This window comes from Pseudomonas sp. GW823-FHT02C05, assembly GCF_058797595.1.
The window spans coordinates 52160-68721 of sequence record NZ_JBXAJU010000002.1 but is presented as its reverse complement, the minus strand read 5'-3'; the positions used below and the strand labels follow the sequence as shown (position 1 = coordinate 68721).

The 16562-nt window shown below is 66.1% G+C and carries 17 protein-coding genes; 12 read left to right on the top strand and 5 right to left on the bottom strand.

All coding sequences use genetic code 11. The features are described 5' to 3' along the window. The first annotated feature begins 3 nt into the window (after positions 1-3). The 6 genes from AC1RGE_RS11260 to AC1RGE_RS11235 all read left to right on the top strand — a co-directional run bounded on the left by AC1RGE_RS11260 (position 4) and on the right by AC1RGE_RS11235 (position 6915). Positions 4-1455 (top strand): aldehyde dehydrogenase family protein, encoded by a 1452-nt coding sequence (locus AC1RGE_RS11260; protein WP_011059165.1) that lies wholly within the window; start codon positions 4-6, stop codon positions 1453-1455. Then, positions 1452-2501, top strand: a complete 1050-nt coding sequence (locus AC1RGE_RS11255; protein ID WP_210482662.1) for a membrane dipeptidase — start codon at positions 1452-1454, stop codon at positions 2499-2501. The genes AC1RGE_RS11260 and AC1RGE_RS11255 overlap by 4 nt, the downstream gene beginning before the upstream one ends. Before the next feature lie 122 nt (positions 2502-2623). Continuing rightward, positions 2624-4183, top strand: coding sequence for a BCCT family transporter (locus AC1RGE_RS11250; RefSeq protein WP_492584291.1), 1560 nt, complete (start codon positions 2624-2626; stop codon positions 4181-4183). Then, a complete protein-coding gene (locus AC1RGE_RS11245) occupies positions 4184-5878 on the top strand; it encodes a hypothetical protein (protein WP_492584289.1) in 1695 nt (564 codons plus the stop codon). It begins immediately after the preceding gene. Beyond that, the gene (locus tag AC1RGE_RS11240; protein ID WP_492584287.1) at positions 5859-6512 is read left to right on the top strand and encodes a DUF3726 domain-containing protein; all 654 of its coding nucleotides are present in this window, start codon (positions 5859-5861) and stop codon (positions 6510-6512) included. The genes AC1RGE_RS11245 and AC1RGE_RS11240 overlap by 20 nt, the downstream gene beginning before the upstream one ends. A gap of 43 nt (positions 6513-6555) precedes the next feature. Further along, a complete protein-coding gene (locus AC1RGE_RS11235) occupies positions 6556-6915 on the top strand; it encodes a RidA family protein (protein ID WP_175456899.1) in 360 nt (119 codons plus the stop codon). Position 6916: 1 nt separating this feature from the next. Here AC1RGE_RS11235 and AC1RGE_RS11230 read toward each other — a convergent pair whose 3' ends face one another. From AC1RGE_RS11230 to AC1RGE_RS11220, 3 genes are all read right to left on the bottom strand, one after another. Next, positions 6917-7396 carry a GNAT family N-acetyltransferase gene (locus AC1RGE_RS11230; protein WP_053148985.1) on the bottom strand — a complete coding sequence of 160 codons (480 nt, stop codon included), beginning with the start codon at positions 7394-7396 and terminating at the stop codon, positions 6917-6919. 69 nt (positions 7397-7465) lie between these two features. After that, entirely contained in the window at positions 7466-9106 is a 1641-nt protein-coding gene (locus AC1RGE_RS11225) for an ArnT family glycosyltransferase (RefSeq protein ID WP_072442967.1), read from the bottom strand. A 267-nt stretch (positions 9107-9373) separates the two neighbouring features. After that, positions 9374-10258, bottom strand: coding sequence for an EamA family transporter (locus AC1RGE_RS11220; RefSeq protein WP_123473946.1), 885 nt, complete (start codon positions 10256-10258; stop codon positions 9374-9376). Positions 10259-10373: 115 nt separating this feature from the next. On the opposite strand from AC1RGE_RS11220, the gene AC1RGE_RS11215 reads away from it, so the two are divergent. Next, positions 10374-11156 (top strand): AraC family transcriptional regulator, encoded by a 783-nt coding sequence (locus AC1RGE_RS11215; protein ID WP_011059156.1) that lies wholly within the window; start codon positions 10374-10376, stop codon positions 11154-11156. Positions 11157-11206: 50 nt separating this feature from the next. Here AC1RGE_RS11215 and AC1RGE_RS11210 read toward each other — a convergent pair whose 3' ends face one another. After that, positions 11207-11524, bottom strand: a complete 318-nt coding sequence (locus tag AC1RGE_RS11210; protein ID WP_011059155.1) for a hypothetical protein — start codon at positions 11522-11524, stop codon at positions 11207-11209. Positions 11525-11880: 356 nt separating this feature from the next. On the opposite strand from AC1RGE_RS11210, the gene AC1RGE_RS11205 reads away from it, so the two are divergent. Both AC1RGE_RS11205 and AC1RGE_RS11200 read left to right on the top strand, forming a co-directional pair. After that, complete coding sequence (locus tag AC1RGE_RS11205) at positions 11881-12360, top strand: hypothetical protein (protein WP_019092813.1); 480 nt, start codon at positions 11881-11883, stop codon at positions 12358-12360. Between the two features lie 88 nt (positions 12361-12448). Continuing rightward, a complete protein-coding gene (locus AC1RGE_RS11200) occupies positions 12449-12967 on the top strand; it encodes a hypothetical protein (RefSeq protein ID WP_036995595.1) in 519 nt (172 codons plus the stop codon). A gap of 85 nt (positions 12968-13052) precedes the next feature. On the opposite strand, the gene AC1RGE_RS11195 is transcribed toward AC1RGE_RS11200, so the two are convergent. Continuing rightward, positions 13053-14087 carry a zinc-binding alcohol dehydrogenase family protein gene (locus tag AC1RGE_RS11195; RefSeq protein ID WP_011059152.1) on the bottom strand — a complete coding sequence of 345 codons (1035 nt, stop codon included), beginning with the start codon at positions 14085-14087 and terminating at the stop codon, positions 13053-13055. A gap of 106 nt (positions 14088-14193) precedes the next feature. Between AC1RGE_RS11195 and AC1RGE_RS11190 the strand changes: the two genes are divergently transcribed. From AC1RGE_RS11190 to AC1RGE_RS11180, 3 genes are all read left to right on the top strand, one after another. After that, positions 14194-14547 carry a winged helix-turn-helix transcriptional regulator gene (locus AC1RGE_RS11190; RefSeq protein ID WP_492584285.1) on the top strand — a complete coding sequence of 118 codons (354 nt, stop codon included), beginning with the start codon at positions 14194-14196 and terminating at the stop codon, positions 14545-14547. Between the two features lie 19 nt (positions 14548-14566). Then, the gene (locus AC1RGE_RS11185) at positions 14567-14932 is read left to right on the top strand and encodes a hypothetical protein (RefSeq protein WP_169893843.1); all 366 of its coding nucleotides are present in this window, start codon (positions 14567-14569) and stop codon (positions 14930-14932) included. A gap of 133 nt (positions 14933-15065) precedes the next feature. Further along, positions 15066-16532, top strand: a complete 1467-nt coding sequence (locus AC1RGE_RS11180) for an ArnT family glycosyltransferase (protein WP_492584284.1) — start codon at positions 15066-15068, stop codon at positions 16530-16532. The last annotated feature ends 30 nt before the right edge of the window (positions 16533-16562 follow it).

Genomic DNA, 16562 nt, shown 5'->3' with positions numbered 1-16562 from the left:
TTCATGAGCGACAACCATCACAACTACATCGCCGGCCAATGGCTCAAGGGCGCCAGCGAGATCGAGAACCGCAACCCGTCCGACACCCGCGACCTGATCGGCCTCTACGCCCAGGCCTCCCGGGCGCAGTTGGACAGTGCCCTTGCCGCCGCCAGCGAGGCCCAGCGAATCTGGGCCCGCAGCGGCCTCGAGCAACGCTACAAGGTGCTGATGGCCATCGGTCAGGAGCTGATGCAGCGTTCTGCGGAAATCGGCAGGACCCTGTCCCGGGAAGAAGGCAAGCCCATGGCCGAAGGTGCTGGCGAGGTGTACCGCGCCGGGCAGTTCTTCACCTACTACGCTGCGGAAACCCTGCGCCAGTTGGGGCAGACCGCCGACTCGGTGCGCGACGGCATCGAGATCGATATCCGCCGTGAACCCATCGGCGTGGTGGCGATCATTTCGCCATGGAATTTCCCCATGGCCACCGCCTGCTGGAAGATCGCCCCGGCCCTGGCCTTCGGCAACGCCGTGGTGTGGAAGCCGGCCAACCTGACCCCGGCCAGCGCGGTGATTCTCAGCGAGATCATCGCCCGCCAGGACTTGCCCGCGGGCCTGTTCAACCTGGTGATGGGCGCCGGTTCCGAGATCGGCCAGGCGCTGATCGAGCACCCGGGCATCAACGCCATTTCCTTCACCGGCTCGGTGGACGTGGGCAAGGGCATCGCCGCCTCGGCCGCCGCCAACCTGACCAAGGTGCAACTGGAAATGGGCTCGAAAAACGCCCTGGCAGTGATGGACGACGCCGACCTCGACCTGGCGGTGAGCTGCGCGGTGAATGGCGCCTTTGGCGGCACCGGGCAGAAGTGCACCGCCTCCTCGCGGTTGATCGTGCATGCAGGCATCCACGATGCCTTCGTGGAAAAACTGCTGGCGGCAACCCAGGCGCTCAAGGTCGGCCATGCCCTGGAAGCCGGTACCCAGATCGGCCCGGTGGCCAGCGCCGCACAGCTGGAGGCCAACCTGGCGAACCTACAACTGGGCCAGCAGGAAGGCGCCGAACTGCTCACCGGCGGCCAGCGCCTGGAGCTGGAAAGCCCCGGTTACTACCAGGCACCGGCGCTGTTCATTGGCGGCAGCAATGCCATGCGCATCAACCGCGAAGAGCTGTTCGCGCCCATCGCCTGCGTGATCAAGGCCGGCAGCTACGAAGAGGCCCTGAGCCTGGTCAATGACACCCGCTTCGGCCTCACCGCCGGCATCATGACCCGCTCCCTGGCCCGCGCCAGCCACTTTCGCCGCAATGCCCGGGTCGGCTGCGTGATGGTCAACCTGCCCACCGCCGGCACCGACTACCACGTGCCTTTCGGCGGCCGTGGCGAGTCCAGCTACGGCCCGCGCGAGCAGGGGCGCTCGGCGGTGGAGTTCTACACCCACGTGAAGACCGGCTACATCGCCGCGGGGGCGCCACTATGAGCCTGCCCCAGACCTTCGCCAGCCGCGGCCCGCGCATCGATGCCATGCAGTACGACAACTGGTCGGAAAAGATCTTCCAGCAGATGCGCGAAGGCGGCGTCGATGCGGTCCACGTGACCATCGCCTACCACGAGACCTTCCGCGAAATGGTGGCCAATATCGAAGCCTGGAACCGCAGGTTCCAGCGCTACTCGCACCTGATCCTGCACGGCAAGTGGGCCAGCGACATTGCCCTGGCACGGCAGACCGGGCGCACGGCGATCTTCTTCGGTTTCCAGAACCCCTCGCCCATCGAGGACGACATCGGCCTGGTGGAAGTGGTGCACAGCCTCGGCGCACGCTTCATGCAGCTGACCTACAACAACCAGTCGCTGCTGGCCACCGGTTGCTATGAACAGGAAGACCCGGGGCTGACCCGCATGGGCAAGCAGGTGGTACGGGAGATGAACCGGGTCGGCCTGGTGGTGGACATGTCCCACTCCGCCGAACGCTCGACCCTGCAAGCCATCGAGCACTCCGAGCGCCCGATCGCCATCACCCACGCCAACCCGGCGTTCTGGCACGCGGCGCTGCGCAACAAGTCCGACACCGTGCTCAAGGCCCTGGGCCAGAGCGGTGGCATGTTCGGTTTCTCGCTGTACCCGCACCACCTCAAGGACAAGAGCGCCTGCAGCGTGCAGAGCTTCTGCGAAATGATCGCGCGCACCGCCGAGCTGATGGGCGTCGAGCACCTGGGCCTGGGTTCCGACCTGTGCCAGGACCAGCCCAACAGCGTGGTGGACTGGATGCGCGTCGGCCGCTGGACCCTGGATGTCGACTACGGCGAAGGCTCCAAGGCGCAACCGGGCTTCCCCGACCAGCCGGCCTGGTTCCGCGACAACCGCGACTTCCACAACATCGAAGCGGGCCTGCAAGGCGTGGGTTTCAGCGCCCAGGAGGTCGCCGCGATCATGGGCGGCAACTGGCTGCGCTTCTTCGAGAACAATTTTGTTCCGGCCAAGGCCCAGGCAGGTGCCGCCGTCCACCCTCACGAGATCGCGGTCTGAGGCCCCCGACTGTTTCCCGATTGTCCTGACGTCCGGCCTGAACAGGGTCATCGCCAAGCACTAACAACAACAAATGCGCCCATAACAATTATTAGCGATCGACAACGCAACACGGAGGCACCATGGAAATTCCAGGCGAAATCAAAGCGGGGATCGACACCCGCTCGCTGCACAGCCGCGCCGCTGGAACCCTCGACTGGTCGATTTTCTGGATCAGCGGAGGTTTCTTCCTGCTGTTCCTGGTCATTGCCCTGATAGACCTGAACACCCTTTCCAGCCTGATCGGCCACGCCTTCACCTGGAGCACCCACTACTTCGGCCTGTACTGGCAGGTGCTGATGCTGGCGACCTTCGGCGCCAGCCTGTACATCGGCTTCACCCGCCTGGGCCGGGTGCGCCTGGGCGGCGTCGGGCACAAGCCCAGCATCAGCACCTTCAACTGGGTATCGATGATCATGTGCGCCCTGCTGGCCGGCGGCGGCGCCTTCTGGGCCGCTGCCGAACCCATGATGCATTTCATCGCCCCACCGCCGTACTTCGGCGCCGTGGCCAAGAGCGACGCCGCCGGCGTGGCCGCACTGTCCCAGTCGTTCCTGCACTGGGGCTTCATGGCCTGGGCGGTGCTCGGCAGCCTGCTGACCGTGGTCTACATGTACCTGCACCACGAAAAGAACCTGCCGCTGATGCCGCGCACCCTGCTCTATCCGCTGCTGGGCGAGCGTGCCCTGAAGGGCCCGATCGCCGTGTTCGCCGATGCCTCGGCGATCATCGCGGTGGTGGCCGGCACCATTGGCCCGGTGGGCTTTCTCGGCCTGCAGATCGCCTTTGTCCTGCACTCGGTGTGGGGCGTGCCGAACACCATCATGGTCCAGGCCATGGTGATTCTCTCGGTGACGGTGATCTACACCCTGTCCTGTGTGGTGGGCCTGGGCGGCCTGCGGCTGGTGAGCAAGGTCCACGTGTGGCTGATGCTGGGCCTGGCGGCGTTCCTGTTCATCTTCGGCCCCACCCTGTTCCTCAGCGAAACCCTGGCCCAGAGCCTGGCGCTACACGTCACCAGCTTCTTCCAGACCGCCCTGTACCGCAATGACAACGCCTGGCTCAACAGCTGGACGCTGTTCTACTGGGGCTGGTTCATCGGCTACGCGCCGATGATGGGTATCTACGTGGCCAAGGTCTCCCGCGGGCGCAGCATCCGTGAGGTGATCACCCTGATGTCGGTGGCCGCCCCGCTGATCACCATGCTCTGGTTCACCCTGGTGGGCGGCACCGGGATCGGTATCGAACTGCAGTCGCCGGGCCGCGTGATCAGCCACGGCGTGCAACCTGAGGCGCTGCTGCTCGGGGTGGCCCAGTCGATGCCGCTGCCCAACCTGATTTCGGCGCTGTTCCTGTTCCTCAGTTTCTTCTCGGTGGTCACCAGCGCCGGCTCCATGTCCTATACCGTGGCCATGGCCATCAGCAGCAACCACGCCGAATCCCCGGCCTGGCTGCGGGTGTTCTGGGGCGCCGGCATGGGCCTGGTGGGGGCGACCCTGATCACCCTCGGTGAGGGCGGCATCAGTGCCTTGCAGTCGTTCATCGTGATCACTGCGGTGCCGGTGTCGCTGCTGATCCTCCCGGCGGTCTGGGACGCGATCCGCATTGCCCGGCAAATGGCCCGTGAACAGGGGGTGCTCTGAATGAACCTGCGACCACCCGCCAGCGTCATGAAGGCGGCGCGCCTGGGGGCCTTCCACCAGTCCCGGCTGTCGTTCATGCGCCAGTTGCTGCGCCGCCTCAAGGCTGAAAACTGGCAGTTCCAGCGCCCGCTGTGGACCCTCGACAGCCAGGGCGTGGGCCGCGCGGTGTACACCGCCACCGGCCCGCAGCGCAGCTACAGCCTGGTGGCCTTCGCCCATGACCTGGACCCGGCACTGCGCTCGGACCGGGTCATCGCCACCGCCTGGGATGCCACCTTCGCCCTGTTCGACGGCATCCCCGATGCCGCCGACCTGGACCGCCTGGAGGCCAATGTGCCGAAGCAGGAAGCCGGGCGCATTTCCTCCCGCGAGCTGTGCATGGCCCGGGCCAACCGTTCGGTGCGGCTGTTCGACCATGTGATCGAGGCCCTGGCTGCCGGCCGCCAGCCGCAACGCGAATTCATCGATGAAGTCGGCTACCTGATGCGCACCACCGCGGTCTACGGCAGCGGCAAGTTCGGCGCGGCCGACCGTGAACGCATCGCCCAGCGGCCGGAGCTGGCGGCACCCTTCCAGGCGGAAATGCTCACCGTGTTCCTGATCCGCGCCTTCACCCTGGACCTGGTGGAGCACCTGGCCCAGGCCCGGGCGCCCCGGCAGGCGGTGCCCCTGGAGCCGCAACTGCGCCGGCGCCTGGGCATCGGCAACTCCACGGGGCTGGGCATGGCGCCGTTCCTGCTGAACCATCCGGTGCTCTTGAACAACTGGGTGCAGGCCCGTGAAACCGCCCTGCAACGGGTACGCGCCGTGCGCCAGCCATCGGCTGCGGAGCGCCAGCGGTTCGTCGAATTCCTCACCCGGGCCCAGGCCGGCATCGGCCACTGGCACTCCGAGCACGAACTGCAACACGGCCGCATCCTGCAACTGCAAGGTGACCTGCAGCGCCTGGAGCACCATCTCGCCAGCGGCATCCTGGAGCAGGATTCCCCCTGGGACGAACTCTATCGCTGGGCCGAAGGCGCGCTGTCGCTGGAGGCGCAGGAATGCCTGGTGTCGCTGCTGCTGGAGCCCTACGGCCACCTGGTGGATGAGCTGGGCGCCGGCATGCAGGCCGATGAGCAGGCCAGCTTCAGCGTCGACGGCAGCATGAGCATCGGCCGCCTGCGGCAGATACTCGACGAGCATTATTCCTGGGTCGCGGCCATCGACTTTTCCAGCCAAGCCAGCCGCGCGCTGTTCTGGTACGTCTCCGAGGAAAAACTCGAACCGCGGATCGGCCAGCGCTTTGCCGAGCCCGGACAAGACCTGGAGCAGCCCCTGGCAGTGGCCCGGGACATCGCCCAGTTGCAAGCCGCCCTGCCCGGCTGGAGCGACTCGCAAAGCGTCGCCAGCTTCCTGCTGCGGCACCCGGAACACCGCCACAGCCTGCGCCGGGTGCAACTGGCGCCAGTGTTCCCCTACGCCGACATCCAGGACAACCTGATCGACCAGGCGCTGCTGCCCATCGACCTGCTGCGCTGCAAGCTGTCGTTCTTCGGCGCCACCCACTTCGACCCGCGCTCGGATCGTTGGGTACGCATCACCCTCTACCAGAACGCGCCCTTCCCCCATGAGCTGGGGCAGATGGCCGCGGACGACTGGTCCTACCCCAACCTCGACAGCCAGGAGCAGCGCCGTGCATGCCTCGTTGAATGAAATCGAAAGCCTGTGCAAGAAAGCCGCCCGCGGTGCCGGGCTGTCCTGGGGCCTGGCGGAGGAAGCCGGCAAGGCCGCGCGCTGGCTCTCCGCCCACGGCCTCGACGGGCCCGGCGTGCTGGCCACGCAACTGCGACAGAATGACGGCTGTGCCTACCAGCAACTGGCCCCGGATGTCAGCGCCGAGCCCTGGCAGGTGCCGGGGCATGCCCTGTGCCCGCTGATTGCCGGGGCGACCCTGAGCGACCACGCCTACCTGCTGCGCAGCAACGGCCGCATCGAGCTCCGGCAGGTGGCGCACCCGCAACTGCTGCTGCCCTTTGCCAGCGCCACCGCGCGCCAGCTCGGCCTGTGGCTGGAGCTGTCCTGGAACGGCTGCTGCCTGAAGTTTTCCCCCTCGGGCGAAGCCTGGCTGGTACGTGCGCAGAACCTGGGCGCCGCCACAGCCGCCCAGGTGCGCTGCACTTGCACCGATCCTGCCGGCACCCTCGGCAAGCCTCTGGCGGGCAGCATTCCGGACCTGGGCGACAGCCCCCAGCACGACCTCGATCACCTGGCCGCCCGCACCTACGTGCCGGCCTCCGAAGCCTCGCGCCTGCTGGGCGCCGGGGCCGGCCTGAGCGACAACAACTGACCTTTCCACCCTTGAACCAATGGACGAACCAATGGACCTCGACATGACCTCATCCCTCCAGCGAATCGGCACCACCGCGCGCTTCAGCCAGGCCGTGATCCACAACCGGACCGTCTACCTGGCAGGCCAGGTTTCGCAATTGACCGAAGGGGACATCCGCGCCCAGACGCAGGATGTGCTGCAACAGATCGACGCCCTGCTGGCCAGGGCCGGCACCGACAAGGGCCACCTGCTCAGCGCGCAGATCTGGCTCAAGGACATGGCCGACTACCCGGCCATGAACCTGCTCTGGGATGCCTGGCTCGAAGGTGTGCAGGCACCGGTGCGGGCTTGCGTGCAGGCGCCCATGGCCAAGCCGCACTACCGCATCGAAGTGTTGGTGATTGCTGCGCAACCGGCCTGAATCAGCCCAGCCCTGGCCCGGTCTCAGTGGCCACCAGGGCCCGCTCCATGATCAGCGTCAGCTCCTCGCCCTCGTAATGCTCGCGTACCCGGACAAAGCCCAGGCGGGCATAAAAGCCTTCAGCGGTGACCGACGAGGGCACCACCAGCGAGGTCTGGCCCGAATCCAGCGCCGCCTGCTCGACCGCGGCCATCAGTTGCCGCCCCAGGCCCTGGCCGTGGTAGGCCGGGTCGACAAACACCGAACGCACCGCACGCCCGTCGAGGCTGGCGGTGCCCCGCAATTCCCCGTGCACCAGGGCGACAAACATCTGCCGGCGCTGCATCAGTTGGCGCACTGCATCGGGGGTGAAGCTGGCCTGGACCCGCTCGATCACACTGGCGGGGTAGTCCTGGGCATTGCTGGCGAGCAAGGCCGCCAGGATCACCTGGCTGACCTGTGGAGCATCGGCCGGCACGGCCGGACGAACCTGATATTGCATGACCACTCCCTGGTTATCCCGCGGATGACAGTGGCCAAAATACGGCCCGCCCCAGGCCCTGCCAAGCACTTATTGCAACTGGAACACCAGGCAGGGGTTGTCGTTGAGCCGCCCCTCGAACACCGGCAATTGATTCTCCAGGGAGGTGTTATCCAGCAGCCCCCGGTCCTTGCGCGCGATGATCACCCAGGAGTCATGGGGCAGCGAGTCCAGGTGCCCGGGGTCGTCGCCGCTGACGAACAGCGGCTGTTCGTCGTGGTCCAGGTTCATCATGTAGCGCACCGCCCAGGTGTCCTGGCCCAGGTTGAAGAACACCAGCGGCCCGGGGCTGGCCTGGCGCAACTGCTCCACCTGGGAAACGAAGGCCTTAGTGTCGAACTGCAGGTCCTTGGCCGGGTCCACCACCGCCACCAGCAACGTCCATTGCGCCGCCAGCGCCAAGCCGCTGAGCAGCACCAGACGCCGCCCGAAACTGCCCAGGGTCCTGCGCCAGCCATACAGCGCCAGCAGCTGCAACACGACGAAGATCGCGATCAGCAGCGGCATGGACACCGGCGGCCAGTAACCGTGCTTGTGCCAGCTGTGGCGCAAGACGAACAGCACCAGGATGCACAGCCCCGGCAGCAGCCCCACCAGCCACAGGTAGCCGCTGCGCACCTTGCCCAGCCAGCCCCGGGCCGTGAGCAGGCCGTAGGCCGCCACCGCAGCGAACATCGGCACCATGGGCAGGATGTAATAGGCGCGCTTGAAGTGCGGCACCGACAGGCCCAGCAGGATCATCAGGCCACAGGCCCCCAGCCGAAGTACCAGGCGCAGCTGCGGGTTCACATGGCGCTGCGACCATTGCCGGCGCAATACCCAGAGCGTCGCCAGGGCCAGGGGCACCACCGGGAAGTAGCGGTACAGCGCCAGCTGGAAGTAGAAGTAGAACGGCTCGCCACTTTCATCCAGGCGCCCGACCACCTGCATGTTGTAGACCTGACGGACGAAATCTTCGCCACCAGCGAGATAGGCCAGTTGCATCAGCAGCCACCAGCAGCCGGCCAGCAACAGGAGGCCACTGACGCCATAGGCGAGCACCCGTTTGATCAGCGTCAGGCGCGCCTCGCGGGTGCGGCTCTCCCCCAGCAGCCAGTAGGTGCAGGCCACCCCGCAGACTTCCACCAGCCCCAGGGGCCCGCGAATGGCAAAGGCCAGCACCAGCAGCGACAGCACCGCCCACAACCGCAGCCGGGAGCCCAGTTGCTCGCCGCTGTGCAGCAGGTAGAAGGTGCCCAGGCACAGCAGGGAAACCATCTGGTCCAGGCACACCGAGCGGGACTTGTCCAACAGCTGGCTGGTCAGCGCCGTGAGCAGCACCGCGAGCAGTGCCCAAGTGCGCCCCGAAGGCGCCAGCAAGCGATACAGCAGCGCCAGCACCCCGGCAGAGGCCAGCGCGGTGGGCAGGATATTGGCCAGGTGGTTGGGGGCGCCGAAAGCCTGGGCGAACAGGTAGCTGAAGAAGGTCGCAGTGCCCGGGTAGTCCGGGTATGGCTGGCCGTAGGTGGTGGGGAACAGGCTGGCGCCGTGGCGGAACATTTCCTGCAGGAACAGCGCCCAACGGCCGTCGAAACCCTGGGGCTGCTGGTCCCAGATGCCAAAGGTGAACAGCAGCAGGGCCACCAGGTAAATACCCCAGGCCTCAATACTCAAACGCGTTTCTCGAACCATCTTCGCCCCACCAGAAAGCGCCGCACCCAAAGCGAGGCATAAGGCTGGACATGTTGCTCGCGCAGCCCCTGAACGGTGCCTGAACAAGGATAAAAAACCCGCTCCACACAGCCGACTGTCACCGACTGTAGCCGCTGCCGAGCCCGCGAGGCTGCGAAAAGGCCCGCAGGGCCTTGCCTGGCGATCTCCTGGCAAACCTCTGGCGGCCTCAGGGTCCCTGCGCTTCCTGCGACAGTGCCCCAGAGCGTTCGCAGCCTGCGGCAGCGGCTACAGGGAACGGCGACCCAGGGTGAAAAACCGGCGCCAGTCGAATTGCCCCACCGCCAGCGCCAGCAGGATCAGGCCCATGGAAATGCCCTCCTCGGCCCCGAGCCGCTGCCCCAGGATCAACACCGAACCGGCCATGCCGAAGACCGGGATCAGCAGCGACAAGGGCGCCACCCGGGAGACCGGATACTCGCGCAGCAACAGGTTCCAGCCCCAGTAACAAAAGTGCGTTGCAGCATAGACCTGAAACATCAGCGACAAGGCCGCGCCGGCGGACACTTGCCCGGCCAGTTGCAGAAACGGCGCCGCACCATGGCTTATCCAGGTCAATGCCAGCAGCGGCAATGGCGCAAACAGGCTCGCCCAGACCACGAAAGCGAACACCTCGCGCACCCCGCAGCGCTTGATGATGACGTTGCCCACGCTCCAGCTGAATGCACTCACCAGCAGCAGGGCATAACCCAGGCTGGTGGCATGCCCGGGGCTGTCGCCAATGATCCGCAGCAGCCCCCACAGGGCAATGGCCGTGGCCAGCACCTGTTGCAGGCGCAGGCGCTCGCCGAACAGCAGCACGCCCCAGCCCAGGGAGAAAAAGGCACTGAACTGGATCAACAGTGCAGCCGTGCCCGGCGCCACGCCGTGATCGATCCCCAGGTTGATCAGCGCCCACATGGCGACGCCGAAAATCAGCCCGTAGGCCGCCAGCCAGGCGAATGCCACCGGCGGGCGCGGCACCAGGAACACCCAGGGCAGCGCCGCCAGGGTGAAACGCAGGGCGGTGAGCAGCAACGGATCGATACTGGCCAGGCCCAGTTTGGTGATGGGAAAGTTCAGGCCCCACAAGGCCGTCACCAACAGGGCCAGGAACAGGTGTTTTTTCTGCATGTCGCGCGATCCACAAAAGGCGGCCCCGAGCACATCCCGGGACAGGGCCGCACTATCGCTGCGTGAAGCCATGGCCCGCTTGCAGTATCAGGTCAACTATCAGTAAATTCGGGCCATGCACCCTATCGATATCGACCCCTACGAAAACATCCCCCGAGATGCGCTGGTCACGGCCATCGACTATGCGGACGGCCAGCACTTCGCCGAACACCAGCATCGACGCGGGCAGTTCGCCTACGCCGCCACCGGGGTAATCAGCGTCTACACCGAGCAGGGCAACTGGGTGGTGCCGCCACAGCGGGCCATTTGGGTGCCGGCCGGGGTGACCCATGCCATGCACATGAGCGGGCCGGTGACCATGCTCAACACCTATGTGCGTCCCCAGGCCATCAAGAACCTGGGCTTGCCCGGACATTGCCAGGTACTGGAGGTGTCGGAACTGCTGCGCCAGTTGCTGCTGCGAGCCGTGGACATCCCCGCTCTCTACGCCGAGGACAGCGCGCAGGGCCAGCTCATGAACCTGCTGCTGCATGAAATCGCCGCCATGCCGGCGCTGTGCCTCAACGCCCCATTACCGTCCGAGCCGCGCCTGGCCAGGGTCTGCCGGGAAATGCTGGAGCAACCGTCGCTGGAGCTGGGGATCGATGCCATGGCCGAGCGCGCCGGGATGAGCCGCCGTACCTTCACCCGCCTGTTCCGGCAACACAGCGGCATCAGTTTCGTCGAATGGCGTCAGCAGGCCTGCCTGTTGGCTGCAGTGGTACGCCTGGGCCAGGGACAACCCATCACCCGGGTTGCCACCGACCTGGGCTACAGCAGCCCAAGCGCGTTCAGCGGTGTGTTTCGCAAGGTATTGGGCGAGCCGCCCAGTCGCTACTTTGCCCAGGGCCGGGTCTGAACGACCCGGGCCCGGCAGCTTGCCTGCCAGGCCGGACCTGCGCGCCTGTGCTACAGGAACACGGCGGACAACATCCCCAGCGCACCGAGGCAGAAGCCGATCAAGGCACCGCGCCCGGGCGCCTGCTGGAACAGGGCCCAGATCACCAGCGGCTCCAGGAGCAGCAGCGACGTTACCGAGACCACGGTGATGATCCAGATGTCGCCCACCGCCACGTAACCCAGCCAGTAGGCCGCCAGCAGGCAGATACCGCCCAGGCACATGATCAGCACCGGCAACGCCAGTTCGGCACCGGAGGTGTTGCCGGAATGGGCCAGCCGCGCCACCACCACTTCACTGTAGATGGCACAGAACTCGCCCAGCACCATCAGCCCTACAGCAGAAACTCCGAGTAATTCTTTGGACATGTAACAAACCCCTTCGTATTGAGAGCCCGATTTTTCAGCTCCCAGGCATTGATCGCTCCGCTGACGGAGCCTGTATCTCGATGCGCAGGGGTACGAGGCAGCTCGGTAATATCCAGGAACTTGAACATGTCCATCTCCTTCTGGGTGGGGGTGCAAACCGGGCCCGTGCACGACCGACGGGCCGCTGCCTGTATAAGGGATTTTCTGCCCCGGCGTCATCCACCAGAGCGCGTCGACCGCGAAAAAACCACGCAAACTCCACAATCAAAAGGCCTGCCTGCCGATAGCCTGGGTCCGGTCATCCTCAGCCGAAGCCCATGCCCACCATGTCCCAAGCGCCCCACTCCGTTCGCCCCCTGAACCGCGGTCACTGGATCGCCACCTACTTCATCGGCGTCGCCGGGCTGTCCCTGGCCCTGATGCTGGTGCTCAACCTGATACTGCTGACCACCAGCCAGAACCCAGGGAAGGCGCTGCTCGACTCCCTGTCGTTCAGCGTGGCGGTGCTGATGGTGAGCCTGGTGCTGATTACCCTGATCGCCGCCTTGCCGTGCATCCTGTTCTTCTGGCTGGCCCAGCGCTTTACCTGGCGCCACCTGTGGATCTACCTGGTGAGCGGGGCCCTGGCGGCGCAGTTCGCCATTCCCGTGATGACCAAGCTGCTCCCCGAACTCTTCAACCTCCCGCACGGCGTCAGCGCTGCGCTGCACTATTTACAGCTGGCATCGATGTTCGGCGGCTGTGGAGTGTTCATGGGGGGGCTGTTCTGGTGGCGCAGCGGGCGTCACTTGCGCTGAACCGAGCCTTTACTTACGCCCGGCCCGACGCCAGGCAACCCGCCCCTTGAGCAGGGCCAAAGCAGCCACCCACAGAGCGATCTTTTCCATGCCCGTAACAACTCCACCCCAACGCAGCGTGCAGCCGGAAGACTGGTTCGCCGCTTACTTCATCGGCGTCACGGCCCTGGCCACGGTGCTGGCCTTGCTGCTGATGCTGACGATGCTGGCCAGCGCCGGCTCGTTGAACACAGACATCATTCTCCAGACCCTGTTCGTGGGCCTGCTGACCCTGGTGTTGAGCGGTGTGCTGACCGGCATTCTCACGGCGTTGCCTTGCGCGCTGTTCTTCTGGCTGGCCCAGCGCTTTGCCTGGCGTAACGTGCTGATCTACCTGTTCAGTGGCGCTGTGGCCGCCATGCCGACCATCCCCGTGGTGGCGAGCCTGGCGCCTTCGAGCTTCTATACCGACCGCGACGAGGATGAACCGCTACCCGACGGTTTGCCACGCTACCTGCCGCTGGCGCCGCTGTTCGGCTGTTCTGGGGCCTTCCTCGGCGGCATCTTCTGGTGGCGCAGCGGGCGCCACCTGCGCCGATCAGCCCTCCCCGACACTCCACTTCCATAGGAGCCGGCTTGCCGGCGAAGAGGCCCTGCGGCCCTGCGCCAGAGGTGGTGCCGCCTTCGCTGGCAAGCCAGCACCCAATCAGCGCCTACAAGGAGGCGATGGGCTGGGCGTCGCGGGCCACTACCACCTTGCCCGGCAGGCCGCCCTGCTCCACGCGCTCATGGGCCCGGCGCAGGCTGTCGGCGTTGAACGGGCTGAAGACTTCATTCAGGGTGCAGCGGATCAATCCCTGGTCCAGCAGTTGCGCCAGCCGGTTGAGGATGTGGTGCTGCTCGATCATGTCCGGGGTCTTAAACAGGGCGCGGGTGAACACCATCTCCCAGTGCAGGGATACGCTCTTGGCCTTGAGTGGCACCGCATCGAAGAAGTCGTGATCGTCGATCAGCGCGATATGGCCATGGGGCACGATGATCCGGGCCAGGTCGGCATAGTGCCGCTGGGTATGGGTCAGGGCGGCAATATGGGTCACGGGTGGCAGGTCCAGGGCCGCCAGTTGCTCCACCAGCGAACGGGAATGGTCCAGCACCTGATGGGCCCCCAGGTCCAGGCACCACTGGCGGCTGTCCGGCCGCGAAGCCGTGGCGATGACGGTCATCGCGGTCAGCCGGCGCGCCAGCTGGATCAGCACCGACCCCACGCCACCGGCACCGCCGACAATCAGCAGCGTGCCCTGTTCAGCGAGGTCACCGGGCACCCGGCCCAGGCGCTCGAAGAGCAATTGCCAGGCGGTCAGCGAGGTCAGCGGCATGGCGGCCGCCTGGGCGAAGGACAGGCTGGCCGGCTTGTGCCCCACCAGGCGCTCGTCCACCCGGTGCAGCTCGGCATTGGCGCCATCGCGGGTGAAGGTGCCGGCATAGAACACCGCGTCCCCAGGGGCGAACAGGGTCACCGCGCTACCCACCGCGCGGACCACGCCACTGGCGTCCCAGCCCAGGGTCCGCACCTCGTCGGGCACCGCCACCTGGCCGGCGCGGACCTTGGTATCCAGGGGGTTGACCGACACTGCCTCGACCGCCACCAGCAGGTCGTGGGGTTCCAGTGGCGGCGGGTCCAGTTGCACCTCGCAGAACGCGTGGGGGTCAGACAGGTGCGAGCCTTTGAGGTAGGCGATGGCCTTCATTGCAGAGCTTCCTTGGCGATTGAAAGCGCACACTTAAATCCCTCATGCCCTGCCCGCACAAGTAGGGTACTTTTGCGTACCAGCTACGCAAAAGGGTCGTCAGGCAATGAAAAACAAACACTATCAGGACATTCCAGGCTGCCCGGTGGAGGTCACCCTGGACCTGATCGACGGCCGCTGGAAAGGCGTGGTCCTGCACCAGTTGCTGGCCAACGAGTTCCTGCGTTTCAACGAACTGCAACGGCGCCTGCCGGGGATCTCCCAACGTCTTTTGACCAAGCAGTTGCGGGACCTGGAAGCCGCCGGCCTGGTGTCGCGCACGGTGTACGCCGAGGTGCCGCCGCGGGTGGAATACCGCCTGACCGACGAGGGGCAATCGCTGCAGCCGGTGATCGAGGCGCTGTCGGCCTGGGGCCGCGGGCGCATCAGCCGGCAACAGCAGGAAAGCGCCTTCACCTGATCCCTCACCAGAGCCCCCTATGCCCACCCACCCGGATGCTCCAGCAAGGTTCAAGGTCTACCAGGGCTCGACCCTGCTCGGTTGGTCGGCCCTGGAGTCGGCCGACCCGCCCATGGGTGTGGCCTTCGGCCAATTCATCGCCGCCCCGGCCTATGCCGGCCTCCAGCAGCAGGTTCGTGCACTGGCAGGAGCGAGCCAGAGCGGGCTGCACCTGGTAGTACACCACCTCGACCAACCCGTGCCTGCCCTGGGCGTGAGCATTCAGGACTACTCCGCCGAATGTGGCGCCGATGCCATCGAGATCACCGTGCTGGGCATCGCCTACCCCCTCTACGAACAGCTGTTCCCGCAAGCCGTGGCCGCCTACCAGCAGGCCATGGGCTAACCCGCGCACAGCCGGCGAACATCCGCACGTTTTACCCCTACTTGTTCACAATTCGTTAAGACTTGCCTACGTATACTTTCGGGCTTGCCCGCGGCCTTCCGGCTGCGCCCCTCGACCTGCCGGCGCACAACTCATGTCACGACCCGCTCCGCTACTGTTTCTGCTGGCCTGCCTGCTGTTCTTCTTCGCCCTGGGCAACCACCAGTTGCAAGGTTCCACCGAAGCCCGGGTGGCCGGGATCGCCATGGAAATGCAGCTGGACGATGACTGGGTCACACCGCGCCTGTTCGGCACGCCATTCCTGGAAAAACCGCCGCTGAGCCTGTGGCTCGATGCCGGGGCCATCCGCACCTTCGGCGGCACGCCCCTGGCGGTGCGCCTGGCCTCGGCCTTCGCCGGGCTGTTCAGCGTGATGCTGCTGTACGCCATGCTGCGCCGCTTTGGCCGACCGGCAGCCCTGGCGGCCATGGCCGGGCTGATGCTGGCGACCATGGCCAGTTACTGGAGCAACGTGCGCGGCGTGGGCGAGGATGCCCTGCTCAGCCTCGGGGTAACCCTAGCCCTGCTGGCGTTTTTCCAGGCCCATCGACGCCAGGCCGCGCAGCAGCCGGCGCTGCTCTCCTGGCTGGCATTCGCCGGCGGGATCGCCATCGCCACCCTGAGCAAGGGCGTGCTCGGCCTGGCCATGCCCGGGGTGGTGATCTTCGCCTACCTGCTGGCCGACAGCCTGATCGACAAGCGCTTCACCTTCAGCCACTGGCTGCGCCCGGGCCTGCTGACCCTGCTGGGGCTGGTGCCGCTGATGATCTGGCTGTACATGCTCTACCAGCGCGGCGGCCTGCAGGCCCTGGGGGAAGTGCTGTGGACCAACAGCGTCGGGCGCTTCGACGGCTCCTTCGAGGAGGCCGGGCACTACGAGCCCTTCTATTACTACCTGGCCAAGCTGCCCCAGGCCTTCCTGCCGTGGAACATCCTGGTTTACCTGGGCCTGTGGCATTTCCGTAAAACCCTGGTGCAGAACCGCTACCTGCTGTTTTTCAGCCTCTGGTTGCTGGCGCAGTTCGCCCTGCTGTGCCTGGCTTCGAGCAAGCGCACGGTGTACCTGATGTCCCTGACCCCGGCCGCGGCGGTGCTGGCAGCGGAATATGGCGCAGTGCTCTACCAGCGCCTGGCCCGGGGGGCCCCGGGCACGGGTTTCTGGAGTGCCGTAGGGCGCCAGCGCAGAGGGTGGCTGATAGCGCTCATGGCCCTGGTGATCGGCGGCTATCTGGCCAACGCCCAATGGGCCGCGCCCAGGGCCGACCGCGAACTGTCGTTCGTTCCAGTTACCGACCGGATCATGGCGTTGCAGGGTAGCGGGCACCAGCTGGCGCTGTACCAGGCCAACGAGCGCATCGCCGGCGCCAGCGTGTTCTACACCCAGAGCCTGCTCAAGGACCTGCAGAACGAGGCGCAACTGCTGGCCTTCTTGCGCGAGTCGCCGCAGCACATGGCGGTACTGGGTGGCGCCGAGGCGCCCAAGCCGCCGCTGCAGATCCAGCAGACCCTCATGGTGGGCCGCCAGGCCTACTACTTCGTCAACCTGGCGCCGGCCGGCTGAACGCAAAAAAACGGCATCTGAATCAGGTGC

Coding starts and splice junctions, on each gene's coding strand:
- AC1RGE_RS11260 (WP_011059165.1), top strand. CDS start 4: ATGAGCGACAACCATCACAACTACATCGCCGGCCAATGGCTCAAGGGC.
- AC1RGE_RS11255 (WP_210482662.1), top strand. CDS start 1,452: ATGAGCCTGCCCCAGACCTTCGCCAGCCGCGGCCCGCGCATCGATGCC.
- AC1RGE_RS11250 (WP_492584291.1), top strand. CDS start 2,624: ATGGAAATTCCAGGCGAAATCAAAGCGGGGATCGACACCCGCTCGCTG.
- AC1RGE_RS11245 (WP_492584289.1), top strand. CDS start 4,184: ATGAACCTGCGACCACCCGCCAGCGTCATGAAGGCGGCGCGCCTGGGG.
- AC1RGE_RS11235 (WP_175456899.1), top strand. CDS start 6,556: ATGACCTCATCCCTCCAGCGAATCGGCACCACCGCGCGCTTCAGCCAG.
- AC1RGE_RS11230 (WP_053148985.1), bottom strand. CDS start 7,396: ATGCAATATCAGGTTCGTCCGGCCGTGCCGGCCGATGCTCCACAGGTC.
- AC1RGE_RS11225 (WP_072442967.1), bottom strand. CDS start 9,106: ATGGTTCGAGAAACGCGTTTGAGTATTGAGGCCTGGGGTATTTACCTG.
- AC1RGE_RS11220 (WP_123473946.1), bottom strand. CDS start 10,258: ATGCAGAAAAAACACCTGTTCCTGGCCCTGTTGGTGACGGCCTTGTGG.
- AC1RGE_RS11215 (WP_011059156.1), top strand. CDS start 10,374: ATGCACCCTATCGATATCGACCCCTACGAAAACATCCCCCGAGATGCG.
- AC1RGE_RS11210 (WP_011059155.1), bottom strand. CDS start 11,524: ATGGTGCTGGGCGAGTTCTGTGCCATCTACAGTGAAGTGGTGGTGGCG.
- AC1RGE_RS11205 (WP_019092813.1), top strand. CDS start 11,881: ATGCCCACCATGTCCCAAGCGCCCCACTCCGTTCGCCCCCTGAACCGC.
- AC1RGE_RS11200 (WP_036995595.1), top strand. CDS start 12,449: ATGCCCGTAACAACTCCACCCCAACGCAGCGTGCAGCCGGAAGACTGG.
- AC1RGE_RS11195 (WP_011059152.1), bottom strand. CDS start 14,087: ATGAAGGCCATCGCCTACCTCAAAGGCTCGCACCTGTCTGACCCCCAC.
- AC1RGE_RS11190 (WP_492584285.1), top strand. CDS start 14,194: ATGAAAAACAAACACTATCAGGACATTCCAGGCTGCCCGGTGGAGGTC.
- AC1RGE_RS11185 (WP_169893843.1), top strand. CDS start 14,567: ATGCCCACCCACCCGGATGCTCCAGCAAGGTTCAAGGTCTACCAGGGC.
- AC1RGE_RS11180 (WP_492584284.1), top strand. CDS start 15,066: ATGTCACGACCCGCTCCGCTACTGTTTCTGCTGGCCTGCCTGCTGTTC.